This is a genomic window from Chryseobacterium sp. POL2, from assembly GCF_011058315.1.
In the GTDB taxonomy this organism is placed as follows: Bacteria; Bacteroidota; Bacteroidia; order Flavobacteriales; family Weeksellaceae; genus Soonwooa.
This window is the reverse complement of the sequence record NZ_CP049298.1, coordinates 1,487,100-1,508,245: the sequence shown is the minus strand read 5'-3', so window position 1 is coordinate 1,508,245 and position 21,146 is coordinate 1,487,100. Positions and strand designations below refer to the sequence as shown.

Genomic DNA, 21,146 nt, shown 5'->3' with positions numbered 1-21,146 from the left:
TTGAGTGACGTTATTTATCCACAATATTAATTGGATGTTAATTAGTTTTGGAATCAATTGTAAAAACGTCATACATTTGCAGAACCAAAAAACGGTAGAGAAGATGCTTTAGAAATTAAGTTTAAAAAGAATTAAAATTTAATTTGGATTTAATAGGATAAAGTTTTTATCTTTGCCACACTTTTGAAACAAAAAGTAGCGCAGAAGAGGGATAGAAATAAATTTAGAGATTGATTATAGGTTTTTGAAAAAGTTTTTAAAAAAAACTTTCAAAAACATTTGGTCAATTTGGAAAAAGTTTTTACTTTTGCACTCGCAAATCAGCTGAAAGATGACAGAAAATATTAGGCTGATTTATGCGAAAAGAACGAAGTTCATTGACATAAATATAACAACCAAGTAAGGAAAAAAAACCAAAGCGTCAATTTTAATAAATTGAGTTAGAGTTTAAGGACAAACAAACATACAATGGAGAGTTTGATCCTGGCTCAGGATGAACGCTAGCGGGAGGCCTAACACATGCAAGCTGAGCGGTAGAAATCTTTCGGGATTTTGAGAGCGGCGTACGGGTGCGTAACACGTGTGCAACCTGCCCTTATCAAGAGGATAGCCCGGAGAAATTCGGATTAATACTCTATAATATATTGACTGGCCTCAGTTTATATTGAAAGATTTATCGGATAAGGATGGGCACGCGCAAGATTAGGTAGTTGGTAGGGTAACGGCCTACCAAGCCGATGATCTTTAGGGGGCCTGAGAGGGTGATCCCCCACACTGGTACTGAGACACGGACCAGACTCCTACGGGAGGCAGCAGTGAGGAATATTGGACAATGGGTTAGCGCCTGATCCAGCCATCCCGCGTGAAGGACGACGGTTCTATGGATTGTAAACTTCTTTTATATAGGGATAAACCTACTCTCGTGAGAGTAGCTGAAGGTACTATATGAATAAGCACCGGCTAACTCCGTGCCAGCAGCCGCGGTAATACGGAGGGTGCAAGCGTTATCCGGATTTATTGGGTTTAAAGGGTCCGTAGGCGGGCTTGTAAGTCAGTGGTGAAATCCGGCAGCTCAACTGTCGAACTGCCATTGATACTGCAAGTCTTGAGTAAAGTAGAAGTGGCTGGAATAAGTAGTGTAGCGGTGAAATGCATAGATATTACTTAGAACACCAATTGCGAAGGCAGGTCACTATGTTTTAACTGACGCTGATGGACGAAAGCGTGGGTAGCGAACAGGATTAGATACCCTGGTAGTCCACGCCGTAAACGATGATTACTCGTTTTTGGGGATTTATCTTCAGAGACTAAGCGAAAGTGATAAGTAATCCACCTGGGGAGTACGTTCGCAAGAATGAAACTCAAAGGAATTGACGGGGGCCCGCACAAGCGGTGGAGCATGTGGTTTAATTCGATGATACGCGAGGAACCTTACCAAGGCTTAAATGGGAATTGACAGGTTTAGAAATAGACTTTTCTTCGGACAATTTTCAAGGTGCTGCATGGTTGTCGTCAGCTCGTGCCGTGAGGTGTTAGGTTAAGTCCTGCAACGAGCGCAACCCCTGTCACTAGTTGCTAACATTTAGTTGAGGACTCTAGTGAGACTGCCTACGCAAGTAGAGAGGAAGGTGGGGATGACGTCAAATCATCACGGCCCTTACGCCTTGGGCCACACACGTGCTACAATGGTAGGTACAGAGGGCAGCTACACAGCGATGTGATGCAAATCTCGAAAGCCTATCTCAGTTCGGATTGGAGTCTGCAACTCGACTCTATGAAGCTGGAATCGCTAGTAATCGCGCATCAGCCATGGCGCGGTGAATACGTTCCCGGGCCTTGTACACACCGCCCGTCAAGCCATGGAAGTTTGGGGTACCTGAAGTCGGTGACCGTAACAGGAGCTGCCTAGGGTAAAACAAGTAACTAGGGCTAAGTCGTAACAAGGTAGCCGTACCGGAAGGTGCGGCTGGAACATCTCATTTTAGAGCGTTGAAGAACGTAAAACAAATAAGTCATTTATATGACACTTACCTTAAACAAAGCATAGCTTTGGTTTTTTTTACTCGGTTGTAAATATTAAAATATACCCACTAGAAATTAGTACAGGGAAGAGATACAAGAGCCGAGAGCCAAGAATCAAGACGAAAGAAAGTCTTGTATCTAGGATCTTGAATCTATAAGTCTAAAAAGACAGTCTCGTAGCTCAGCTGGTTAGAGCGCTACACTGATAATGTAGAGGTCGGCAGTTCGAGCCTGCCCGAGACTACTAATTAAAGCGGTAAGCTGTTAAGCGATAGGCAGTAAGCATTTAGCTTAAAGCATATAGCATATAGCGTACAGCACCTAGAGGGGGAATTAGCTCAGCTGGCTAGAGCGCCTGCCTTGCACGCAGGAGGTCAAGGGTTCGACTCCCTTATTCTCCACAGTATTTTGAATTTGATTTAAAAGTTACGGATAGAGCCAAAAACAATATCTGTTCATCAGAGGATAAATAAGACAAAAGATCATTGACATTAACGGTAAAGACATCACAAAGAGAAAACCGAGCACTTATAAGTGCTTGAGTAACCTAAAAATAGGAAAGAAATCGTTAAGGGCGTATGGCGGATGCCTAGGCTTTCAGAGGCGACGAAGGACGTGGTAAGCTGCGAAAAGCTCGGGGGATTGGCACACACGAATTGATCCCGAGATGTCCGAATGGGGCAACCCGGCATGTTGAAGACATGTCACCTCGCAAGAGGAGCAAACCCGGAGAACTGAAACATCTAAGTACCCGGAGGAAAAGAAATCGAAGAGATTCCGTAAGTAGTGGCGAGCGAAAGCGGATTAGCCCAAAAGCTTTTATATGTTTAATAGAATGTTCTGGAAAGAACAGCCATAGACGGTGATAGCCCGGTATATGAAAGGCATATTTAAGTGATAAATGAGTAGGGCGGGACACGTGAAATCCTGTCTGAATATGGGGGGACCATCCTCCAAGGCTAAATACTCCTGAAAGACCGATAGTGAACAAGTACTGTGAAGGAAAGGTGAAAAGCACTTCGAATAGAAGGGTGAAATAGAACCTGAAACCGTACGCCTACAAGCGGTCGGAGCTGGCAAGTCCAGTGACGGCGTGCCTTTTGCATAATGAGCCTACGAGTTAATTTTACTAGCGAGGTTAAGGACTTCAGGTCCGGAGCCGGAGCGAAAGCGAGTCTGAATAGGGCGGTTAGTTAGTAGGATTAGACGCGAAACCTTGTGATCTACCCATGGGCAGGTTGAAGCTTTGGTAACACAAAGTGGAGGACCGAACCCGTTGACGTTGAAAAGTCTTGGGATGACTTGTGGGTAGGGGTGAAAGGCCAATCAAACTGGGAGATAGCTCGTACTCTCCGAAATGCATTTAGGTGCAGCGTCGTATATAAGTTTATTAGAGGTAGAGCTACTGATTGGATGCGGGGGAGTCAAATCCTACCAATTCCTGACAAACTCCGAATGCTAATAAATGTTTTACGGCAGTGAGGGCATGGGTGCTAAGGTCCATGTCCGAGAGGGAAAGAACCCGGACCAACAGCTAAGGTCCCTAAATCTATACTAAGTTGAAACAACGCGGTTGGACTGCATTGACAGCTAGGATGTTGGCTTGGAAGCAGCCATTCATTTAAAGAGTGCGTAACAGCTCACTAGTCGAGCGGTCCGGCATGGATAATAATCGGGCATAAGTATAGTACCGAAGCTATGGGATTATTTAATAATCGGTAGGAGAGCATTCTATTTGCGCTGAAGCAGAGTCGTGAGGCTTTGTGGAGCGGATAGAAAAGAAAATGTAGGCATAAGTAACGATAAAGGGGGCGAGAAACCCCCTCACCGAAAGACTAAGGTTTCCTCAGCCATGCTAATCAGCTGAGGGTTAGTCGGGACCTAACGCGCACCCGAAAGGGGAAGTGGATGGACAATGGGTTAATATTCCCATACTTGCTCACACTAAAAAGGGGACGGATTGCCGTACTTACTGGAGACTGACGGAATAGTCAAGGCCTAGCCTTCGGGCGAAGCTGCTGTAGGGAAAGCGGTTCCAAGAAAAGCCGAAGTGAAGCAACCCGTACCAAAACCGACACAGGTAGTCGAGGAGAGAATCCTAAGGTGCTCGAGTGAGTCGTGGCTAAGGAACTAGGCAAAATAGTCTCGTAACTTCGGAAGAAGAGACGCCATCAGCAATGGTGGCCGCAGTGAAGAGGCCCAGGCGACTGTTTATCAAAAACACAGGACTCTGCTAAATCGAAAGATGCTGTATAGGGTCTGACACCTGCCCGGTGCTGGAAGGTTAAGGAAGGTGCTTAGAGGTAACTCGAAGGCATTAACTGAAGCCCCAGTAAACGGCGGCCGTAACTATAACGGTCCTAAGGTAGCGAAATTCCTTGTCGGGTAAGTTCCGACCTGCACGAATGGTGTAACGATCTGGGCACTGTCTCAGCCACGAGCTCGGTGAAATTGTAGTATCGGTGAAGATGCCGATTACCCGCAATGGGACGAAAAGACCCTGTGAACCTTTACTATAACTTCGTATTGACTTTGAGTAAGTAATGTGTAGGATAGGTGGGAGACTATGAAGCAGGCACGCTAGTGTTTGTGGAGTCAACGTTGAAATACCACCCTTTACTTACTTGGAGCCTAACTTCTTTTAGAAGGACATTGCGTGGTGGGTAGTTTGACTGGGGTGGTCGCCTCCAAAAGAGTAACGGAGGCTTTCAAAGGTACCCTCAGCACGCTTGGTAACCGTGCGTAGAGTGTAATGGCATAAGGGTGCTTGACTGTGAGACCAACAAGTCGATCAGGTGCGAAAGCAGGACATAGTGATCCGGTGGTTCCGTATGGAAGGGCCATCGCTCATAGGATAAAAGGTACTCCGGGGATAACAGGCTAGTCTCCCCCAAGAGCTCACATCGACGGGGAGGTTCGGCACCTCGATGTCGGCTCGTCACATCCTGGGGCTGGAGAAGGTCCCAAGGGTTGGGCTGTTCGCCCATTAAAGTGGCACGCGAGCTGGGTTCAGAACGTCGTGAGACAGTTCGGTCTCTATCTATTGCGGGCGTTAGATGTTTGCGCGGAGTTGACTCTAGTACGAGAGGACCGTGTTGAACAAACCTCTGGTGTATCAGTTGTACCGCCAGGTGCACCGCTGAGTAGCTATGTTTGGATGAGATAAGCACTGAAAGCATATAAGTGCGAAACTCGCCGCAAGATTAGACATCTTTTAAGGGTCGTGGGAGATGACCACGTTGATAGGCTATAGGTGTAAAGGCAGTAATGTCATAGCCGAGTAGTACTAATTACCCGTAGATTTATAGCCTATTGGTTGCTATAATCTTAAAATTAATATTTAAAGACAAGTTCTTATAAGTGCGCTAAAGGTTTTGCCTTTGTGATGTATATTACCGATAAAAAGCAGTATGCTTTACGCTGTAAGCCTAGAGCTTATAGCCTACTGCCTACAGCTATATACCTTATTTAGGGTGGTTTTAGCAGAGGGGCTCACCTGTTCCCATTCCGAACACAGAAGTTAAGCCCTCTAGCGCCGATGGTACTGCTAACGCGGGAGAGTAGGTCGCCGCCAGTTTTTATTAGAAAGCTCATCAACATTGTTGATGAGCTTTTTTTGTTTTAGAATATAATATAAATGGAGAAAGTGAATAAAGGTTTTGTGTCCTGTTTTTTTCAACATCTATAATAGCCACTTTTTTTGCTTCATTGATTGTATCAATTTTAAAGCTATAAAATCCCGAATTATTTTCGACGGTTTTCTTTCTTCCGAACAACATATTAAATGGATGTGGCTTGACATAATACAATATTCTAAATTCTCATTTACCTATTTCTTTAATAATTTAAAAGAGGCTATCACAACGTTAAATTCGCTATCTTAATAAAAAAAACTTATCCAAAATGCGGTGGTAAAATTTATAAAATAAATACTCTCTTTTAGTAGAGTTTATATTTATTGCTTATTCTTTACACGCATGACTGAGACGCTCACACCAGTAAGTAACTCGAATACACGACATGATCAATGTACACGCATTGCACACCCATTATATTTATCTGTACTTTACAATGTAATAATTTATAAGAACTTCTATAGTACAACATACATATTAGTTTGGCCATGAGTTACATTTAGCTTTTGATACAAAGGAGACGCTCGTTTTAGCATAGAAATATAATTCGTGCTATTTTCTCTTTTATTTGTTCAATAAAAGGAATGAATTTTTTATGATTATAAAACTATTTTTTATCCTTTCCACAAATGAGCTACGCTTCAATTGTGAAATTTTATTAGTTTATGAATCTATTCACTTTTAAATATGTTTTATTCACACGAATAATCAATTGTTGTGGAAAAAAGCTTTTTATTCATAAGTGTTTGATAATTAGTATTTGAGTGACGTTATTTATCCACAATATTAATTGGATGTTAATTAGTTTTGGAATCAATTGTAAAAACGTCATACATTTGCAGAACCAAAAAACGGTAGAGAAGATGCTTTTAGAAATTAAGTTTAAAAAGAATTAAAATTTAATTTGGATTTAATAGGATAAAGTTTTTATCTTTGCCACACTTTTGAAACAAAAAGTAGCGCAGAAGAGGGATGGGAATAAATTAATAGATTGATTATAGGTTTTTGAAAAAAATTTTAAAAAAACTTTCAAAAACATTTGGTCAATTTGGAAAAAGTTTTTACTTTTGCACTCGCAAATCGGCTGAAAGATGACAGAAAACAGTATGCTGATTTATGCGAAAAGAACGAAGTTCATTGACATAAATATAACAACCAAGTAAGGAAAAAAACCAAAGCGTCAATTTTAATAAATTGAGTTAGAGTTTAAGGACAAACAAACATACAATGGAGAGTTTGATCCTGGCTCAGGATGAACGCTAGCGGGAGGCCTAACACATGCAAGCTGAGCGGTAGAAATCTTTCGGGATTTTGAGAGCGGCGTACGGGTGCGTAACACGTGTGCAACCTGCCCTTATCAAGAGGATAGCCCGGAGAAATTCGGATTAATACTCTATAATATATTGACTGGCCTCAGTTTATATTGAAAGATTTATCGGATAAGGATGGGCACGCGCAAGATTAGGTAGTTGGTAGGGTAACGGCCTACCAAGCCGATGATCTTTAGGGGGCCTGAGAGGGTGATCCCCCACACTGGTACTGAGACACGGACCAGACTCCTACGGGAGGCAGCAGTGAGGAATATTGGACAATGGGTTAGCGCCTGATCCAGCCATCCCGCGTGAAGGACGACGGTTCTATGGATTGTAAACTTCTTTTATATAGGGATAAACCTACTCTCGTGAGAGTAGCTGAAGGTACTATATGAATAAGCACCGGCTAACTCCGTGCCAGCAGCCGCGGTAATACGGAGGGTGCAAGCGTTATCCGGATTTATTGGGTTTAAAGGGTCCGTAGGCGGGCTTGTAAGTCAGTGGTGAAATCCGGCAGCTCAACTGTCGAACTGCCATTGATACTGCAAGTCTTGAGTAAAGTAGAAGTGGCTGGAATAAGTAGTGTAGCGGTGAAATGCATAGATATTACTTAGAACACCAATTGCGAAGGCAGGTCACTATGTTTTAACTGACGCTGATGGACGAAAGCGTGGGTAGCGAACAGGATTAGATACCCTGGTAGTCCACGCCGTAAACGATGATTACTCGTTTTTGGGGATTTATCTTCAGAGACTAAGCGAAAGTGATAAGTAATCCACCTGGGGAGTACGTTCGCAAGAATGAAACTCAAAGGAATTGACGGGGGCCCGCACAAGCGGTGGAGCATGTGGTTTAATTCGATGATACGCGAGGAACCTTACCAAGGCTTAAATGGGAATTGACAGGTTTAGAAATAGACTTTTCTTCGGACAATTTTCAAGGTGCTGCATGGTTGTCGTCAGCTCGTGCCGTGAGGTGTTAGGTTAAGTCCTGCAACGAGCGCAACCCCTGTCACTAGTTGCTAACATTTAGTTGAGGACTCTAGTGAGACTGCCTACGCAAGTAGAGAGGAAGGTGGGGATGACGTCAAATCATCACGGCCCTTACGCCTTGGGCCACACACGTGCTACAATGGTAGGTACAGAGGGCAGCTACACAGCGATGTGATGCAAATCTCGAAAGCCTATCTCAGTTCGGATTGGAGTCTGCAACTCGACTCTATGAAGCTGGAATCGCTAGTAATCGCGCATCAGCCATGGCGCGGTGAATACGTTCCCGGGCCTTGTACACACCGCCCGTCAAGCCATGGAAGTTTGGGGTACCTGAAGTCGGTGACCGTAACAGGAGCTGCCTAGGGTAAAACAAGTAACTAGGGCTAAGTCGTAACAAGGTAGCCGTACCGGAAGGTGCGGCTGGAACATCTCATTTTAGAGCGTTGAAGAACGTAAAACAAATAAGTCATTTATATGACACTTACCTTAAACAAAGCATAGCTTTGGTTTTTTTTACTCGGTTGTAAATATTAAAATATACCCACTAGAAATTAGTACAGGGAAGAGATACAAGAGCCGAGAGCCAAGAATCAAGACGAAAGAAAGTCTTGTATCTAGGATCTTGAATCTATAAGTCTAAAAAGACAGTCTCGTAGCTCAGCTGGTTAGAGCGCTACACTGATAATGTAGAGGTCGGCAGTTCGAGCCTGCCCGAGACTACTAATTAAAGCGGTAAGCTGTTAAGCGATAGGCAGTAAGCATTTAGCTTAAAGCATATAGCATATAGCGTACAGCACCTAGAGGGGGAATTAGCTCAGCTGGCTAGAGCGCCTGCCTTGCACGCAGGAGGTCAAGGGTTCGACTCCCTTATTCTCCACAGTATTTTGAATTTGATTTAAAAGTTACGGATAGAGCCAAAAACAATATCTGTTCATCAGAGGATAAATAAGACAAAAGATCATTGACATTAACGGTAAAGACATCACAAAGAGAAAACCGAGCACTTATAAGTGCTTGAGTAACCTAAAAATAGGAAAGAAATCGTTAAGGGCGTATGGCGGATGCCTAGGCTTTCAGAGGCGACGAAGGACGTGGTAAGCTGCGAAAAGCTCGGGGGATTGGCACACACGAATTGATCCCGAGATGTCCGAATGGGGCAACCCGGCATGTTGAAGACATGTCACCTCGCAAGAGGAGCAAACCCGGAGAACTGAAACATCTAAGTACCCGGAGGAAAAGAAATCGAAGAGATTCCGTAAGTAGTGGCGAGCGAAAGCGGATTAGCCCAAAAGCTTTTATATGTTTAATAGAATGTTCTGGAAAGAACAGCCATAGACGGTGATAGCCCGGTATATGAAAGGCATATTTAAGTGATAAATGAGTAGGGCGGGACACGTGAAATCCTGTCTGAATATGGGGGGACCATCCTCCAAGGCTAAATACTCCTGAAAGACCGATAGTGAACAAGTACTGTGAAGGAAAGGTGAAAAGCACTTCGAATAGAAGGGTGAAATAGAACCTGAAACCGTACGCCTACAAGCGGTCGGAGCTGGCAAGTCCAGTGACGGCGTGCCTTTTGCATAATGAGCCTACGAGTTAATTTTACTAGCGAGGTTAAGGACTTCAGGTCCGGAGCCGGAGCGAAAGCGAGTCTGAATAGGGCGGTTAGTTAGTAGGATTAGACGCGAAACCTTGTGATCTACCCATGGGCAGGTTGAAGCTTTGGTAACACAAAGTGGAGGACCGAACCCGTTGACGTTGAAAAGTCTTGGGATGACTTGTGGGTAGGGGTGAAAGGCCAATCAAACTGGGAGATAGCTCGTACTCTCCGAAATGCATTTAGGTGCAGCGTCGTATATAAGTTTATTAGAGGTAGAGCTACTGATTGGATGCGGGGGAGTCAAATCCTACCAATTCCTGACAAACTCCGAATGCTAATAAATGTTTTACGGCAGTGAGGGCATGGGTGCTAAGGTCCATGTCCGAGAGGGAAAGAACCCGGACCAACAGCTAAGGTCCCTAAATCTATACTAAGTTGAAACAACGCGGTTGGACTGCATTGACAGCTAGGATGTTGGCTTGGAAGCAGCCATTCATTTAAAGAGTGCGTAACAGCTCACTAGTCGAGCGGTCCGGCATGGATAATAATCGGGCATAAGTATAGTACCGAAGCTATGGGATTATTTAATAATCGGTAGGAGAGCATTCTATTTGCGCTGAAGCAGAGTCGTGAGGCTTTGTGGAGCGGATAGAAAAGAAAATGTAGGCATAAGTAACGATAAAGGGGGCGAGAAACCCCCTCACCGAAAGACTAAGGTTTCCTCAGCCATGCTAATCAGCTGAGGGTTAGTCGGGACCTAACGCGCACCCGAAAGGGGAAGTGGATGGACAATGGGTTAATATTCCCATACTTGCTCACACTAAAAAGGGGACGGATTGCCGTACTTACTGGAGACTGACGGAATAGTCAAGGCCTAGCCTTCGGGCGAAGCTGCTGTAGGGAAAGCGGTTCCAAGAAAAGCCGAAGTGAAGCAACCCGTACCAAAACCGACACAGGTAGTCGAGGAGAGAATCCTAAGGTGCTCGAGTGAGTCGTGGCTAAGGAACTAGGCAAAATAGTCTCGTAACTTCGGAAGAAGAGACGCCATCAGCAATGGTGGCCGCAGTGAAGAGGCCCAGGCGACTGTTTATCAAAAACACAGGACTCTGCTAAATCGAAAGATGCTGTATAGGGTCTGACACCTGCCCGGTGCTGGAAGGTTAAGGAAGGTGCTTAGAGGTAACTCGAAGGCATTAACTGAAGCCCCAGTAAACGGCGGCCGTAACTATAACGGTCCTAAGGTAGCGAAATTCCTTGTCGGGTAAGTTCCGACCTGCACGAATGGTGTAACGATCTGGGCACTGTCTCAGCCACGAGCTCGGTGAAATTGTAGTATCGGTGAAGATGCCGATTACCCGCAATGGGACGAAAAGACCCTGTGAACCTTTACTATAACTTCGTATTGACTTTGAGTAAGTAATGTGTAGGATAGGTGGGAGACTATGAAGCAGGCACGCTAGTGTTTGTGGAGTCAACGTTGAAATACCACCCTTTACTTACTTGGAGCCTAACTTCTTTTAGAAGGACATTGCGTGGTGGGTAGTTTGACTGGGGTGGTCGCCTCCAAAAGAGTAACGGAGGCTTTCAAAGGTACCCTCAGCACGCTTGGTAACCGTGCGTAGAGTGTAATGGCATAAGGGTGCTTGACTGTGAGACCAACAAGTCGATCAGGTGCGAAAGCAGGACATAGTGATCCGGTGGTTCCGTATGGAAGGGCCATCGCTCATAGGATAAAAGGTACTCCGGGGATAACAGGCTAGTCTCCCCCAAGAGCTCACATCGACGGGGAGGTTCGGCACCTCGATGTCGGCTCGTCACATCCTGGGGCTGGAGAAGGTCCCAAGGGTTGGGCTGTTCGCCCATTAAAGTGGCACGCGAGCTGGGTTCAGAACGTCGTGAGACAGTTCGGTCTCTATCTATTGCGGGCGTTAGATGTTTGCGCGGAGTTGACTCTAGTACGAGAGGACCGTGTTGAACAAACCTCTGGTGTATCAGTTGTACCGCCAGGTGCACCGCTGAGTAGCTATGTTTGGATGAGATAAGCACTGAAAGCATATAAGTGCGAAACTCGCCGCAAGATTAGACATCTTTTAAGGGTCGTGGGAGATGACCACGTTGATAGGCTATAGGTGTAAAGGCAGTAATGTCATAGCCGAGTAGTACTAATTACCCGTAGATTTATAGCCTATTGGTTGCTATAATCTTAAAATTAATATTTAAAGACAAGTTCTTATAAGTGCGCTAAAGGTTTTGCCTTTGTGATGTATATTACCGATAAAAAGCAGTATGCTTTACGCTGTAAGCCTAGAGCTTATAGCCTACTGCCTACAGCTATATACCTTATTTAGGGTGGTTTTAGCAGAGGGGCTCACCTGTTCCCATTCCGAACACAGAAGTTAAGCCCTCTAGCGCCGATGGTACTGCTAACGCGGGAGAGTAGGTCGCCGCCAGTTTTTATTAGAAAGCTCATCAACATTGTTGATGAGCTTTTTTTGTTTTAGAATATAATATAAATGGAGAAAGTGAATAAAACAAAGCTGCTTTAAAAACAAAATTTTGATGCTATTAAAATTAAAATTTGGTTTTATTTTAATAGCATTTATATAAGTCATTAGTAATTTCAATTTCATATTATTTTTATTTTTTAAGTATTAGCTGTTAATATTTGTGAAAATTCTCAATTTTATTTTTTTTTCCTTTAAATAAGCATATTTTTGCAATCAATTAATTTAATCAAGTAATGAAAAGAGTTTTGTTCTTATGTATGATTGCGATATTAGCAGTTTCTTGTTCTAAGAAAGTTAAAGTTAATGGCGTTATCAAAAATGGTTCGCCCTTGGAGCGTGTGGAGTTTATTGATGCTTCTGGTGTAGCTACTTTACCTTTAATTAACATGGGTGTTGATAATAAAGGAAATTTCGCAGGAGAATTTGTTGCGCCTAACAATGGGATGTATGCAATGACTTATGCTGGACAAATGGCATTTGTATATCTTAAGAAAGGCCAAAATCTTACGATTTCTGGTGATGCGATGTCCTTCCCGAATGTCTTTAAAATTGAAGGAGATGCTAAGGCTAACAACGATTTCTTGAAAGAAGCACAAGCTTATATGGAGCAATATTTAGGTAAACTAGATATGAGCATCCTTTCTAAAGATGAAAAATCTTTCTTAGCACAAGTGAAAAAAATCAATGATGATTTAACTAAAAATATCAATGATCTTAAAATTAAGACTAAACCAGATTCTGATGTTGTTGAGCTTAAAACAGATGAGTTAAAAACGCACATTTTAACATTCCTTAGTCAATACGAAACGAACCATGGAGAAGCGGTACAACAACCAAACTTCAAAGTATCGCAGGCTTTTAAAGATTATGTAAAATCTTTAGAAAAAGATAATGACCGAATGATCAAAAGATTGCCACTTTACCGCAATTATTTGTTGAATAAAATTGGTGAAGACTTTCAAAAATTTGCTCTAGCACAAAGTGATAAGAGCACAGCTTCTATGTCTGCTATTTTTGCTAAATATCTGAAAGGCAAATCAGATTATTCTCAAGATACCAAAGATTATTTATTAGCTTTTGTTATATCTAAGTTTGATTTAAATCCATTTGCTGAAAATACAGATGATGTCATGAAAGTTGCTGAGGAAAACATCAATAACGCAGAAGTTAAGAAAGATCTTAACTCAGCTTTTGATGCGGTCTATGGTCTTAAAAAAGGAACAGATGCCCCGGCAAGCGCATTAGTAAAAGCGGATGGTTCTGCTGCTAAAATTTCTGATTTCAAAGGAAAATCAACATTGGTTATGACCTATGCTTCTTGGAACCCTTACATTGCACAGTCAACAATTCCTGTTCTTAAAGAAGTTATAAATTTTTATAAGGCTAAAACGAATTTTGTTTTCATCAACTTGGATGATACAAAAGATCAGTTTTTAAAATCATACAAAGCAATTCTTAAAGATGTGCCAGGACAAAATCTATATGCTGAAGGTGGGCTTAATTCGGCTTTTGCTAAAGACTATAAAGTTTATGGGTTCAAGATTCCTGGATTCACAGTTATCGATAAAGATGGCAAAATTGCGGGACCAACTTATTACAATTTAGGGGAACCAAAATTCATTGAAATGATGAATAAACTGACAGGTCTTAATGCGCCAACCGCTGCTCCACAAGCAGAATTAGCTCCCGATTGGGATCAGCAACAAGCTGAACCAATGCCAGAAGCTGCACAACCTCAAACAAAATAATATCGAAATTATTCTTAATGAAGAAAAAAAAGAATTTAATTTTAGAAAATATCAGACTCCTTTCTGCCGGTGCGAAAGGAGTTTCTGTTGCTAAAGCGGAAGATGGAAGAACCATTTTTGTAAGTGGTGCCGTTCCTGGAGACCTTGTTAATGTACAAGTTAAGAAACAAAAAAGTAGTTTTTACGAAGGTGTAGCCATCGAGATTCTCGAAGAATCACCCGATCGTGTTGTGCCAAGATGCATCCATTTTGGTCATTGTGGCGGTTGCAAATGGCAAAATATGTCTTATGAAAAACAACTTTATTTTAAGCAAAATGAAGTCCTGAATAACATTCAAAGAATTGGAGGGATAAAGGATTTTGTCTGCGAACCAATTTTGGGTGCTGAAGAACAATATTTTTACCGTAACAAAATGGAGTTTTCGTTTTCCAATGCACGTTGGCTAACGCCTGAAGAAATAAAAAGTGATGCCGAGCTTAACAGCAAAGATGCTTTAGGTTTTCATATTCCGGGACAATGGAGCAAAATTTTGGATCTTAGTACATGTTTTTTACAAGAAGATCCGTCCAATGAGATGCGCCTTTTTGTTAAAAATTTCGCAGTTGAGCATAACTTGGAATTTTTTGATGTTAGAAATCAAGCTGGTTTTTTAAGAACTTTTATGCTTCGCCAAAATTCTAAAGGAGAATGGATGTTGTTATTCCAATTCTTTAAAGAAGATGAAGAGAATAGAAAGTTGTTGCTGGATAATGTTCTTGAAAAATTCCCTCAGATAAAAACTTTGGTGTACGCAATCAATTCTAAAGGGAACGATAGCGTTTACGATTTAGATATTCAAACGTACTTTGGAGATGGATTTTTGTACGAAGAAATGGATGGACTCAAATTTAAAATTGGTCCAAAATCATTCTTCCAAACCAACTATCAACAAGCTTTAAACCTTTATCGAAAAACGCTCGAGTTTGCCGAACTTACAGGTGACGAAGTGGTATATGACCTTTATACAGGGACAGGAACTATTGCACAATATATTGCGAGAACCGCAAAACACGTCATCGGTATCGAAGCCGTACAAGAGGCTATCGATGCAGCGAAAGAGCATGCACAACTCAATGGTTTGGATAATTGTACTTTCTATTGTGGCGATATGAAAGAAGTTTTCACAGAAGAGTTTTTAGCGGCTCATCCCAAAGCAGATGTTTTGGTAACAGATCCTCCTCGCGACGGAATGCACCCAAAAGTTGTGGAGCAAATTCTAAAACTTTCCCCAGAAAAGATTGTCTATGTGAGCTGTAATTCGGCTACGCAAGCACGAGATATCGCTTTGATGAAAGAGGATTACGAGTTAATAAAAATTTTACCAGTGGACATGTTTCCACAGACACATCATGTGGAGAATATTGCACTACTGAAAAAGAAGAAATAAATTTGAAATAAGTTTTAATTTGATAAAAAGAAGATTTTAATGAAGAATAATTTTAAAACATTGATCATTTCCACAGCAATTGTGTTTTTCCATCAGACAGGATTTGCACAAACGGATTCTACCGCTGTTAAGAAAGAAACACCTTCCAAAACAGATGTAGCCAAAGACAAAAAAATTGCTGTAAAACCTTACAAAGAAATTATTACCGATAAAGCAATTAGTGATAATGGTGTTATTGATGTTCATAAAATTGATGATAAATACTTCTTCGAATTGCCAGATAATGTTCTAAATAAAGAATTTTTGATGGTGACAAGATTGACAAAGGCGGCAGCTGGGATGCGTTCTGGTACAACGGGGTATGCTGGCGATCAGATTGGTCAAAAGGTCATCCGTTTTGAGAAAGGTCCAAATGACAAAATCCTTTTAAGATCAGTTTCTTATGTTGATTATGCTGCGGATTCCACTTCGCAAATGTACCAGTCGGTTTCCCGAAACAATGTTCAGGAAATCATGATGTCTTTTGATGTAAAAGCCTACGGAAAAGATAAAAAATCCTCGGTAATAGAAGTGACTGATGTTTTGAATGCTGATAACGAAGTGACTTCGTTCGGTACAGCGGTAAAAGATAATTTTAAAGTTGGCGCTTTCCAAAAGAGTATGTCTTTTGTTAATTATGTAAAATCTTTCCCTACAAATGTTGAAATCAACACGACAAAGACATTTTCTAAAACTACGGGCCGTTCCGCAACGCCAGTTCCGGGGGCTATCGTTCCGAAAGTAAGTGGCAATTATACGGTAGAGATTAATTCTTCTTTCGTTTTATTACCAGAGAACAAAATGCAAGCGCGTTATTTTGATCCACGTGTTGGTTATTTCACGGTAGGTTATACCGATTTTGATATCGATCCTCAAGGTGTGAAACGCGTTAATCTAATCAAAAGATGGCGACTGGAGCCAAAACCCCAAGATTTAGAAAAATATAAAAAAGGAGAATTGGTAGAACCTGCGAAGCCTATCGTATTTTATATCGATCCTGCAACGCCAAAACAATGGATTCCTTATTTAATACAAGGCGTTAACGATTGGCAAAAAACTTTCGAAAAAGCTGGATTCAAAAATGCGATTTATGCAAAACTACCCGATGCTAAGACTGATCCAGAATGGAGTCTAGAAGATGCGCGTTTTTCTGCTATTGTTTATAAACCTTCGGATGTGCCGAATGCTTCTGGACCTTCTATTGCGGATCCTAGAACTGGCGAGATTTTGGAAAGCCATATCAACTGGTACCATAACGTGATGTCATTGCTAAGAAATTGGTATTTTGTACAAGCTTCTCCTAATGACAGCAATGCCAGAAAAATGGAGTTTGATGATAAATTGATGGGCGAATTAATTCGTTTCGTATCATCACACGAAGTAGGACATACGTTAGGACTAAGACACAATTTTATATCGAGTGCCACTGTTCCTGTAGAAAAGCTTAGGGATAAAAAATGGTTGGAAGAAAACGGACATACACCTTCCATTATGGACTATGCACGTTTCAACTATGTAGCACAACCCGAAGATCAAGTAGGTGAGAAAGGTATTTTCCCAAGAATTGGTGATTATGATGACTGGGCGATAGAATGGGGCTACAGACGATTTTATGATTTTAAAACACCAGAAGCTGAAAAGTCGCATCTTAACCAATGGGTGATTAGTAAAACTAATAATCCACGTTTGCTATTCGGGACAGAAAGTGATCAGTTCGATCCGCGTTTGCAAAGTGAAGCTATTGGTGACAATGCGATGATTGCTAGTGAATACGGAATTAAAAATCTCAAAAGAATTATCGATAATTTAGAAAAATGGACGGCAACACCTAACGAAGATTATAGTAATTTAGGATTGATGTACGATCAGGTAACAGGACAATACAAGCGCTATCTTGGTCATGTTTCCAAATATATTGGCGGACGTTATGTGACACCAAAAACTGCAGAACAGACAGGTTTGATCTACGAGCCTGTAGCAAAAAAAGATCAAAAAGAAGCTTTGGACTTTTTAGATAAACATGTTTTCCAAACCCCGAGTTGGCTCCTGAAAACTTCTATTTTTGAAAAAACAGGCAAAACGCCGCTTAAAACTGTAGAAGAATTACAAAAGCTTGTTTTTAATAGAATTTTGAGTCCAATGGTTTTACAGAATATGTACCAAATGGAAGCTGTTGAAGGTTCGAAATATTTGTTGGTAGATTATCTTTCGGATTTAGAAAATTCGGTGTTCAAAAAGAATGATGACATCTATAGCCGAAATTTGCAACGCAATTATGTGTCAACTTTGTCAAAGCTAATTGATAATAAAAATAATGATCAGTCGGATATCTCTGCTTTTGTGCGTGGAAGCTTATCAGATTTAAAATCCAGATTGGCTAAAAAAGTAAATTCTGGCGATCAAGCTAGCAAGTATCATTATCAAGATTTAATATTTAAAATTGAAAAAACTTTAGACCCAAAATCATGAAATTTTTCTCGAAAATTCTGACAATTAGCTGTGCTTTAATACTTCTTTCTTGCGGAGGCGATGACGATATTTGCCTAAGTGGTGAAGCGACGCCACGTGCGAAGATTAAGTTTAAATTGGCAAGTAATGATAAAGAGGTACAGCTGGATTCATTATTTATCGATGTAGAATATGCCAATGGGAATATTAAAAATATTATTAATGCTACAAAAGTAGATTCGGTATTTATTCCTTTGCGCGTTGACGAAAGTGCATTTACCAAGATGTATGTCAAAACGAGAAAGAAAGGTGATTCTTCTGTTATTAATATTAATTACACCACGCAGTCAACTTATGTTTCGCCAGCTTGCGGTTACAAGCTTAGCTATAAAGATGTAACGTATCAGCTGGGAAAAGCGGAGCCGGTTAAGAATGTTCAATCCAATCAAAACGAAATTATTAATGAAGACAAAACTCATTTCTTTCTTTTGTTTTAGTCTAGCTGTTACAGCATTTGGACAACAAAAACAATCTGATACGATTAAAAAATCATGGAAATACGAACCTAATTTTCTAGTCGGTGTTGATGTGCTGAATTTGGGGACAAGTGCTTTTTCTGACCGAAAATTGATGCAAGCTTTTGTCTCGTCTAGGTTAACAAAAAAATGGCATGTTGTTGCGGATGTTGGTTTTGATAAAAATATCTATCAGAAAAATGGTTACGATGCAAAAGTTAATGGAACATTTTTTAAACTAGGAAGTTTCTACATGCTTTCTCAGGATTCCGAAAATATCTATAACGGATTTTATGCCGGTGGAAAGTTAGCGGGGACATTTTATAAGCAAGAATATTTTGCAATTCCGGTTCGGGCTACGGGTGGTGGCGCAGACGGGACACAATCTTTAGCAGAATCGCAACAATCATCGTATTGGATAGAAGCTGTTGTGGGAGGGCGTGTGCAATTGTTTGGGTCCAATTTTTTTATTGATGTTAATGTGCAACCGAAATATCTGTTGTACACGACAAAGCAAGAAGATGTATTTCCAATGCTGGTTTCTGGATTTGGAAGAAGTTCTGGAAAATTTGGATTCGGATTTAGCTGGAATATTGGATATAAGTTTTAGACTTTATTTCACTTAAAATATAAAAATCAAAAGCCTGGCATCCGTTACGAATGTCAGGCTTTCTTTTAACAATATAATTTAGTTACGTGTGTTTATTTCACTTCCAAAAGATAAGGCATTTTCATCATGACGCCATTTTGTAATTTGGGATCTGTTATTTGTTGGAAGATTTTATAGTTGTTTTCGCCTATTTTATTTTTAATCAATTTCGCTGAAATCTGTTCTTCGTCAACACTTCCAAAAATATCCTCGAAGGGGCTTGGTGTTGCTGGAGAAGTTTTAATGCTATATTTTGATATTTTCGCACGTTTTGCCGCATCAGCAATTGCTTGGTTGATACCGCCAATTTCATCGACAAGGCCTAGTTCTTTCGCTTTTGTACCAGACCAAATGCGTCCACCACCGATTGCGTCTATTTGCTCAAAAGTTTTTTTTCTGTTTTGGGTTACAAAATGCACAAAGCGATTGTAGGTTCCTTCTACACCTTTTTCCATCATAGTGATTGTGCCGGGACTTACACCTTGTAATGCCGAAATCATGTTAGAGTTGGCATTAGTCTGTACAACATCGCTACGGATTCCGTTTTTGTTAGCGATATCTTTATAAGAAGTTATCAATCCAAAAACTCCGATAGAACCTGTTATGGTATTAGCTTCGGAATATATTTTGTCCGCTGCCATGGCGATGTAATATCCTCCAGAAGCTGCATAATCTCCGAACGACACTACCAAAGGTTTTTTCTTTTTAAGTTGTTCTAGTTCAAAAAGTATTTCGTCTGATGCATTGGCGCTTCCGCCTGGCGAATTTACTCTTAGCACAACAGCTTTTATTTTGTCATTGTCTTTTATTTTTTTGATTTCCTTAATCATGTTCTCAGCATAGACACCATTGTTGCCTTTTCCGTTGTTGATTTCTCCGCTAGCATAAAGAACGGCGATTTGGTTGCTTTCAGATGAAGAATCTATCGTTTGATAATATTTTGGGAACGAAATTTTGCTCAGTTTTTGATTTTGTTTAATGCCGATTTTTTGACGTAAAATAGCATCATATTCTGATTTTTGAATCAATTTGTCCGCTAACTTATATTTAATATTATTTTCGGGGATAAAGCTGTATAGGCTGTCTGTTACAATTTTGAATTCAGCAGATGACATTTTTCTAGACTGCGCGATTTGCGTTGATGTTCTGCCCCAGATGTCATTGAGAAGTGTTGAGAGTTGCTCTTGGTTTTCAGGAGAAATTTTGTTTATCATAAAAGGTTCTACTGCAGCTTTGAACTTCCCGTGGCGAATCACTTCGAAATTAATACCATATTTGTCAGCAAAATCTTTAAAATAAACCACTTCGGCTGAGAGGCCTTTCAGCTCGATACCTCCCGTTGGATTAAGGTAATATTGATCGGCAACCGATCCTATATAATAAGCACCTTGCGAAACATTATTACCATAAGCATAGACAAATTTGCCGCTTTTTTTGAAATCTAATAGTGCTTCGCGGATGCTTTCCAATTGTGTACTTCCCGCATAAAAATTGTCTATTTCTAAAGAGATGCCTTTGATATTATCATCTGTTTTTGCGTTTTTGATAGATTCCAAAACATCTAAGCTTGTAATTTGTTTTCCTTCATTTTTAAAACTGAAAATGGAAAATTCTTCATCACCAGGACTTTCGATAAGTTTTGTTTTTAAATCGAGTGTTAAAATGGAGTTTTTCTTAACAGATCCGCTACTGTCCATAAAAGCGCCCATAATGGCAAAAAATATAAATCCGCCTATGAAGATGAGGCCGATAATGATGAAAGCAACTATATTTGCTAACACATATTTGAAAAAAGATTTCATATAAAACTTAGTATTTTGTAATATGTCGCACCATATAGCCGTTTTGTTACTAGGAAGTAATAAAAATAATCCTAAGAAGCAGATTGATAAAGCAATAAGTAAAATCTTAAATTCTGGATGTCAAATTGTTAATATGTCAAAAATCATAGAAACATTGCCTGTCGAATTTGAAAGTAATAATATTTTTTGTAATATTGCATTGGAAATTAGCACAACTTTGTCTCCTATTAAGCTACTTAAAACCATGAAGTTAATAGAAAACGAAATGGGAAGAATACATGACAGTAGTTATTTCGGAGAATATAAAGATCGTGATATTGACATTGATATTGTATTTTATGATCAAATATCTTTTTCTTGTAAAAAGTTGTATATCCCACATGCAAAACATGCCTACGAAAGAGAGTTTTCGCAACAATTGTTAGCAGAGTTAAAATAATAACATAGAT

At 40.6% G+C, this 21,146-nt stretch carries 7 protein-coding genes, 4 tRNA genes and 6 rRNA genes; 16 read left to right on the top strand and 1 reads right to left on the bottom strand.

Annotated features, from left to right (window positions below; genetic code table 11):
• Nucleotides 1–465 precede the first annotated feature (465 nt).
• From G6R40_RS06915 to G6R40_RS06845, 15 genes are all read left to right on the top strand, one after another.
• A 16S ribosomal RNA gene (locus G6R40_RS06915) occupies nucleotides 466–1,982 on the top strand.
• Nucleotides 1,983–2,192: 210 nt separating this feature from the next.
• A tRNA-Ile gene (locus G6R40_RS06910) sits at nucleotides 2,193–2,266 on the top strand.
• Nucleotides 2,267–2,349: 83 nt separating this feature from the next.
• Nucleotides 2,350–2,423, top strand: a tRNA-Ala gene (locus G6R40_RS06905).
• A gap of 157 nt (nucleotides 2,424–2,580) precedes the next feature.
• Nucleotides 2,581–5,332 (top strand): 23S ribosomal RNA (locus G6R40_RS06900).
• 159 nt (nucleotides 5,333–5,491) lie between these two features.
• Nucleotides 5,492–5,599: ribosomal RNA gene (rrf, locus tag G6R40_RS06895) — 5S ribosomal RNA — on the top strand.
• A gap of 1,282 nt (nucleotides 5,600–6,881) precedes the next feature.
• A 16S ribosomal RNA gene (locus G6R40_RS06890) occupies nucleotides 6,882–8,398 on the top strand.
• Between the two features lie 210 nt (nucleotides 8,399–8,608).
• Nucleotides 8,609–8,682 (top strand) — tRNA-Ile (locus tag G6R40_RS06885).
• A gap of 83 nt (nucleotides 8,683–8,765) precedes the next feature.
• A tRNA-Ala gene (locus G6R40_RS06880) sits at nucleotides 8,766–8,839 on the top strand.
• A gap of 157 nt (nucleotides 8,840–8,996) precedes the next feature.
• Nucleotides 8,997–11,748: ribosomal RNA gene (locus G6R40_RS06875) — 23S ribosomal RNA — on the top strand.
• A 159-nt stretch (nucleotides 11,749–11,907) separates the two neighbouring features.
• Nucleotides 11,908–12,015, top strand: a 5S ribosomal RNA gene (gene rrf, locus G6R40_RS06870).
• Together the 16S, 23S and 5S rRNA genes with 4 tRNA genes alongside form the textbook arrangement of a ribosomal RNA operon.
• Before the next feature lie 287 nt (nucleotides 12,016–12,302).
• On the top strand, nucleotides 12,303–13,817 hold the full coding sequence (locus tag G6R40_RS06865) for a TlpA family protein disulfide reductase (protein WP_165133394.1): 1,515 nt from the start codon (nucleotides 12,303–12,305) through the stop codon (nucleotides 13,815–13,817).
• A gap of 17 nt (nucleotides 13,818–13,834) precedes the next feature.
• The gene (gene rlmD / locus G6R40_RS06860) at nucleotides 13,835–15,244 is read left to right on the top strand and encodes a 23S rRNA (uracil(1939)-C(5))-methyltransferase RlmD (protein ID WP_165133391.1); all 1,410 of its coding nucleotides are present in this window, start codon (nucleotides 13,835–13,837) and stop codon (nucleotides 15,242–15,244) included.
• A 39-nt stretch (nucleotides 15,245–15,283) separates the two neighbouring features.
• Nucleotides 15,284–17,752 carry a zinc-dependent metalloprotease gene (locus G6R40_RS06855; protein ID WP_165133388.1) on the top strand — a complete coding sequence of 823 codons (2,469 nt, stop codon included), beginning with the start codon at nucleotides 15,284–15,286 and terminating at the stop codon, nucleotides 17,750–17,752.
• Nucleotides 17,749–18,228, top strand: coding sequence for a DUF6452 family protein (locus G6R40_RS06850; protein WP_165133385.1), 480 nt, complete (start codon nucleotides 17,749–17,751; stop codon nucleotides 18,226–18,228). Before G6R40_RS06855 ends, G6R40_RS06850 begins: the two co-directional genes overlap by 4 nt.
• Complete coding sequence (locus tag G6R40_RS06845; RefSeq protein ID WP_165133382.1) at nucleotides 18,194–18,856, top strand: DUF6048 family protein; 663 nt, start codon at nucleotides 18,194–18,196, stop codon at nucleotides 18,854–18,856. The genes G6R40_RS06850 and G6R40_RS06845 overlap by 35 nt, the downstream gene beginning before the upstream one ends.
• A 92-nt stretch (nucleotides 18,857–18,948) precedes the next feature.
• Here the strand turns inward: G6R40_RS06845 and sppA are convergent, their stop codons facing one another.
• Nucleotides 18,949–20,697, bottom strand: a complete 1,749-nt coding sequence (sppA, locus tag G6R40_RS06840; protein WP_165133379.1) for a signal peptide peptidase SppA — start codon at nucleotides 20,695–20,697, stop codon at nucleotides 18,949–18,951.
• Nucleotides 20,698–20,719: 22 nt separating this feature from the next.
• Between sppA and folK the strand changes: the two genes are divergently transcribed.
• Nucleotides 20,720–21,136, top strand: coding sequence for a 2-amino-4-hydroxy-6-hydroxymethyldihydropteridine diphosphokinase (gene folK / locus G6R40_RS06835; protein ID WP_165133376.1), 417 nt, complete (start codon nucleotides 20,720–20,722; stop codon nucleotides 21,134–21,136).
• The last annotated feature ends 10 nt before the right edge of the window (nucleotides 21,137–21,146 follow it).

What these genes read in the sequence shown, in the direction of transcription:
- G6R40_RS06855 (WP_165133388.1), top strand. Translation starts at nt 15,284, where the DNA reads ATGAAGAATAATTTTAAAACATTGATCATTTCCACAGCAATTGTGTTT.
- G6R40_RS06845 (WP_165133382.1), top strand. Translation starts at nt 18,194, where the DNA reads ATGAAGACAAAACTCATTTCTTTCTTTTGTTTTAGTCTAGCTGTTACA.
- G6R40_RS06865 (WP_165133394.1), top strand. Translation starts at nt 12,303, where the DNA reads ATGAAAAGAGTTTTGTTCTTATGTATGATTGCGATATTAGCAGTTTCT.
- folK (WP_165133376.1), top strand. Translation starts at nt 20,720, where the DNA reads ATGTCGCACCATATAGCCGTTTTGTTACTAGGAAGTAATAAAAATAAT.
- G6R40_RS06850 (WP_165133385.1), top strand. Translation starts at nt 17,749, where the DNA reads ATGAAATTTTTCTCGAAAATTCTGACAATTAGCTGTGCTTTAATACTT.
- sppA (WP_165133379.1), bottom strand. Translation starts at nt 20,697, where the DNA reads ATGAAATCTTTTTTCAAATATGTGTTAGCAAATATAGTTGCTTTCATC.
- rlmD (WP_165133391.1), top strand. Translation starts at nt 13,835, where the DNA reads ATGAAGAAAAAAAAGAATTTAATTTTAGAAAATATCAGACTCCTTTCT.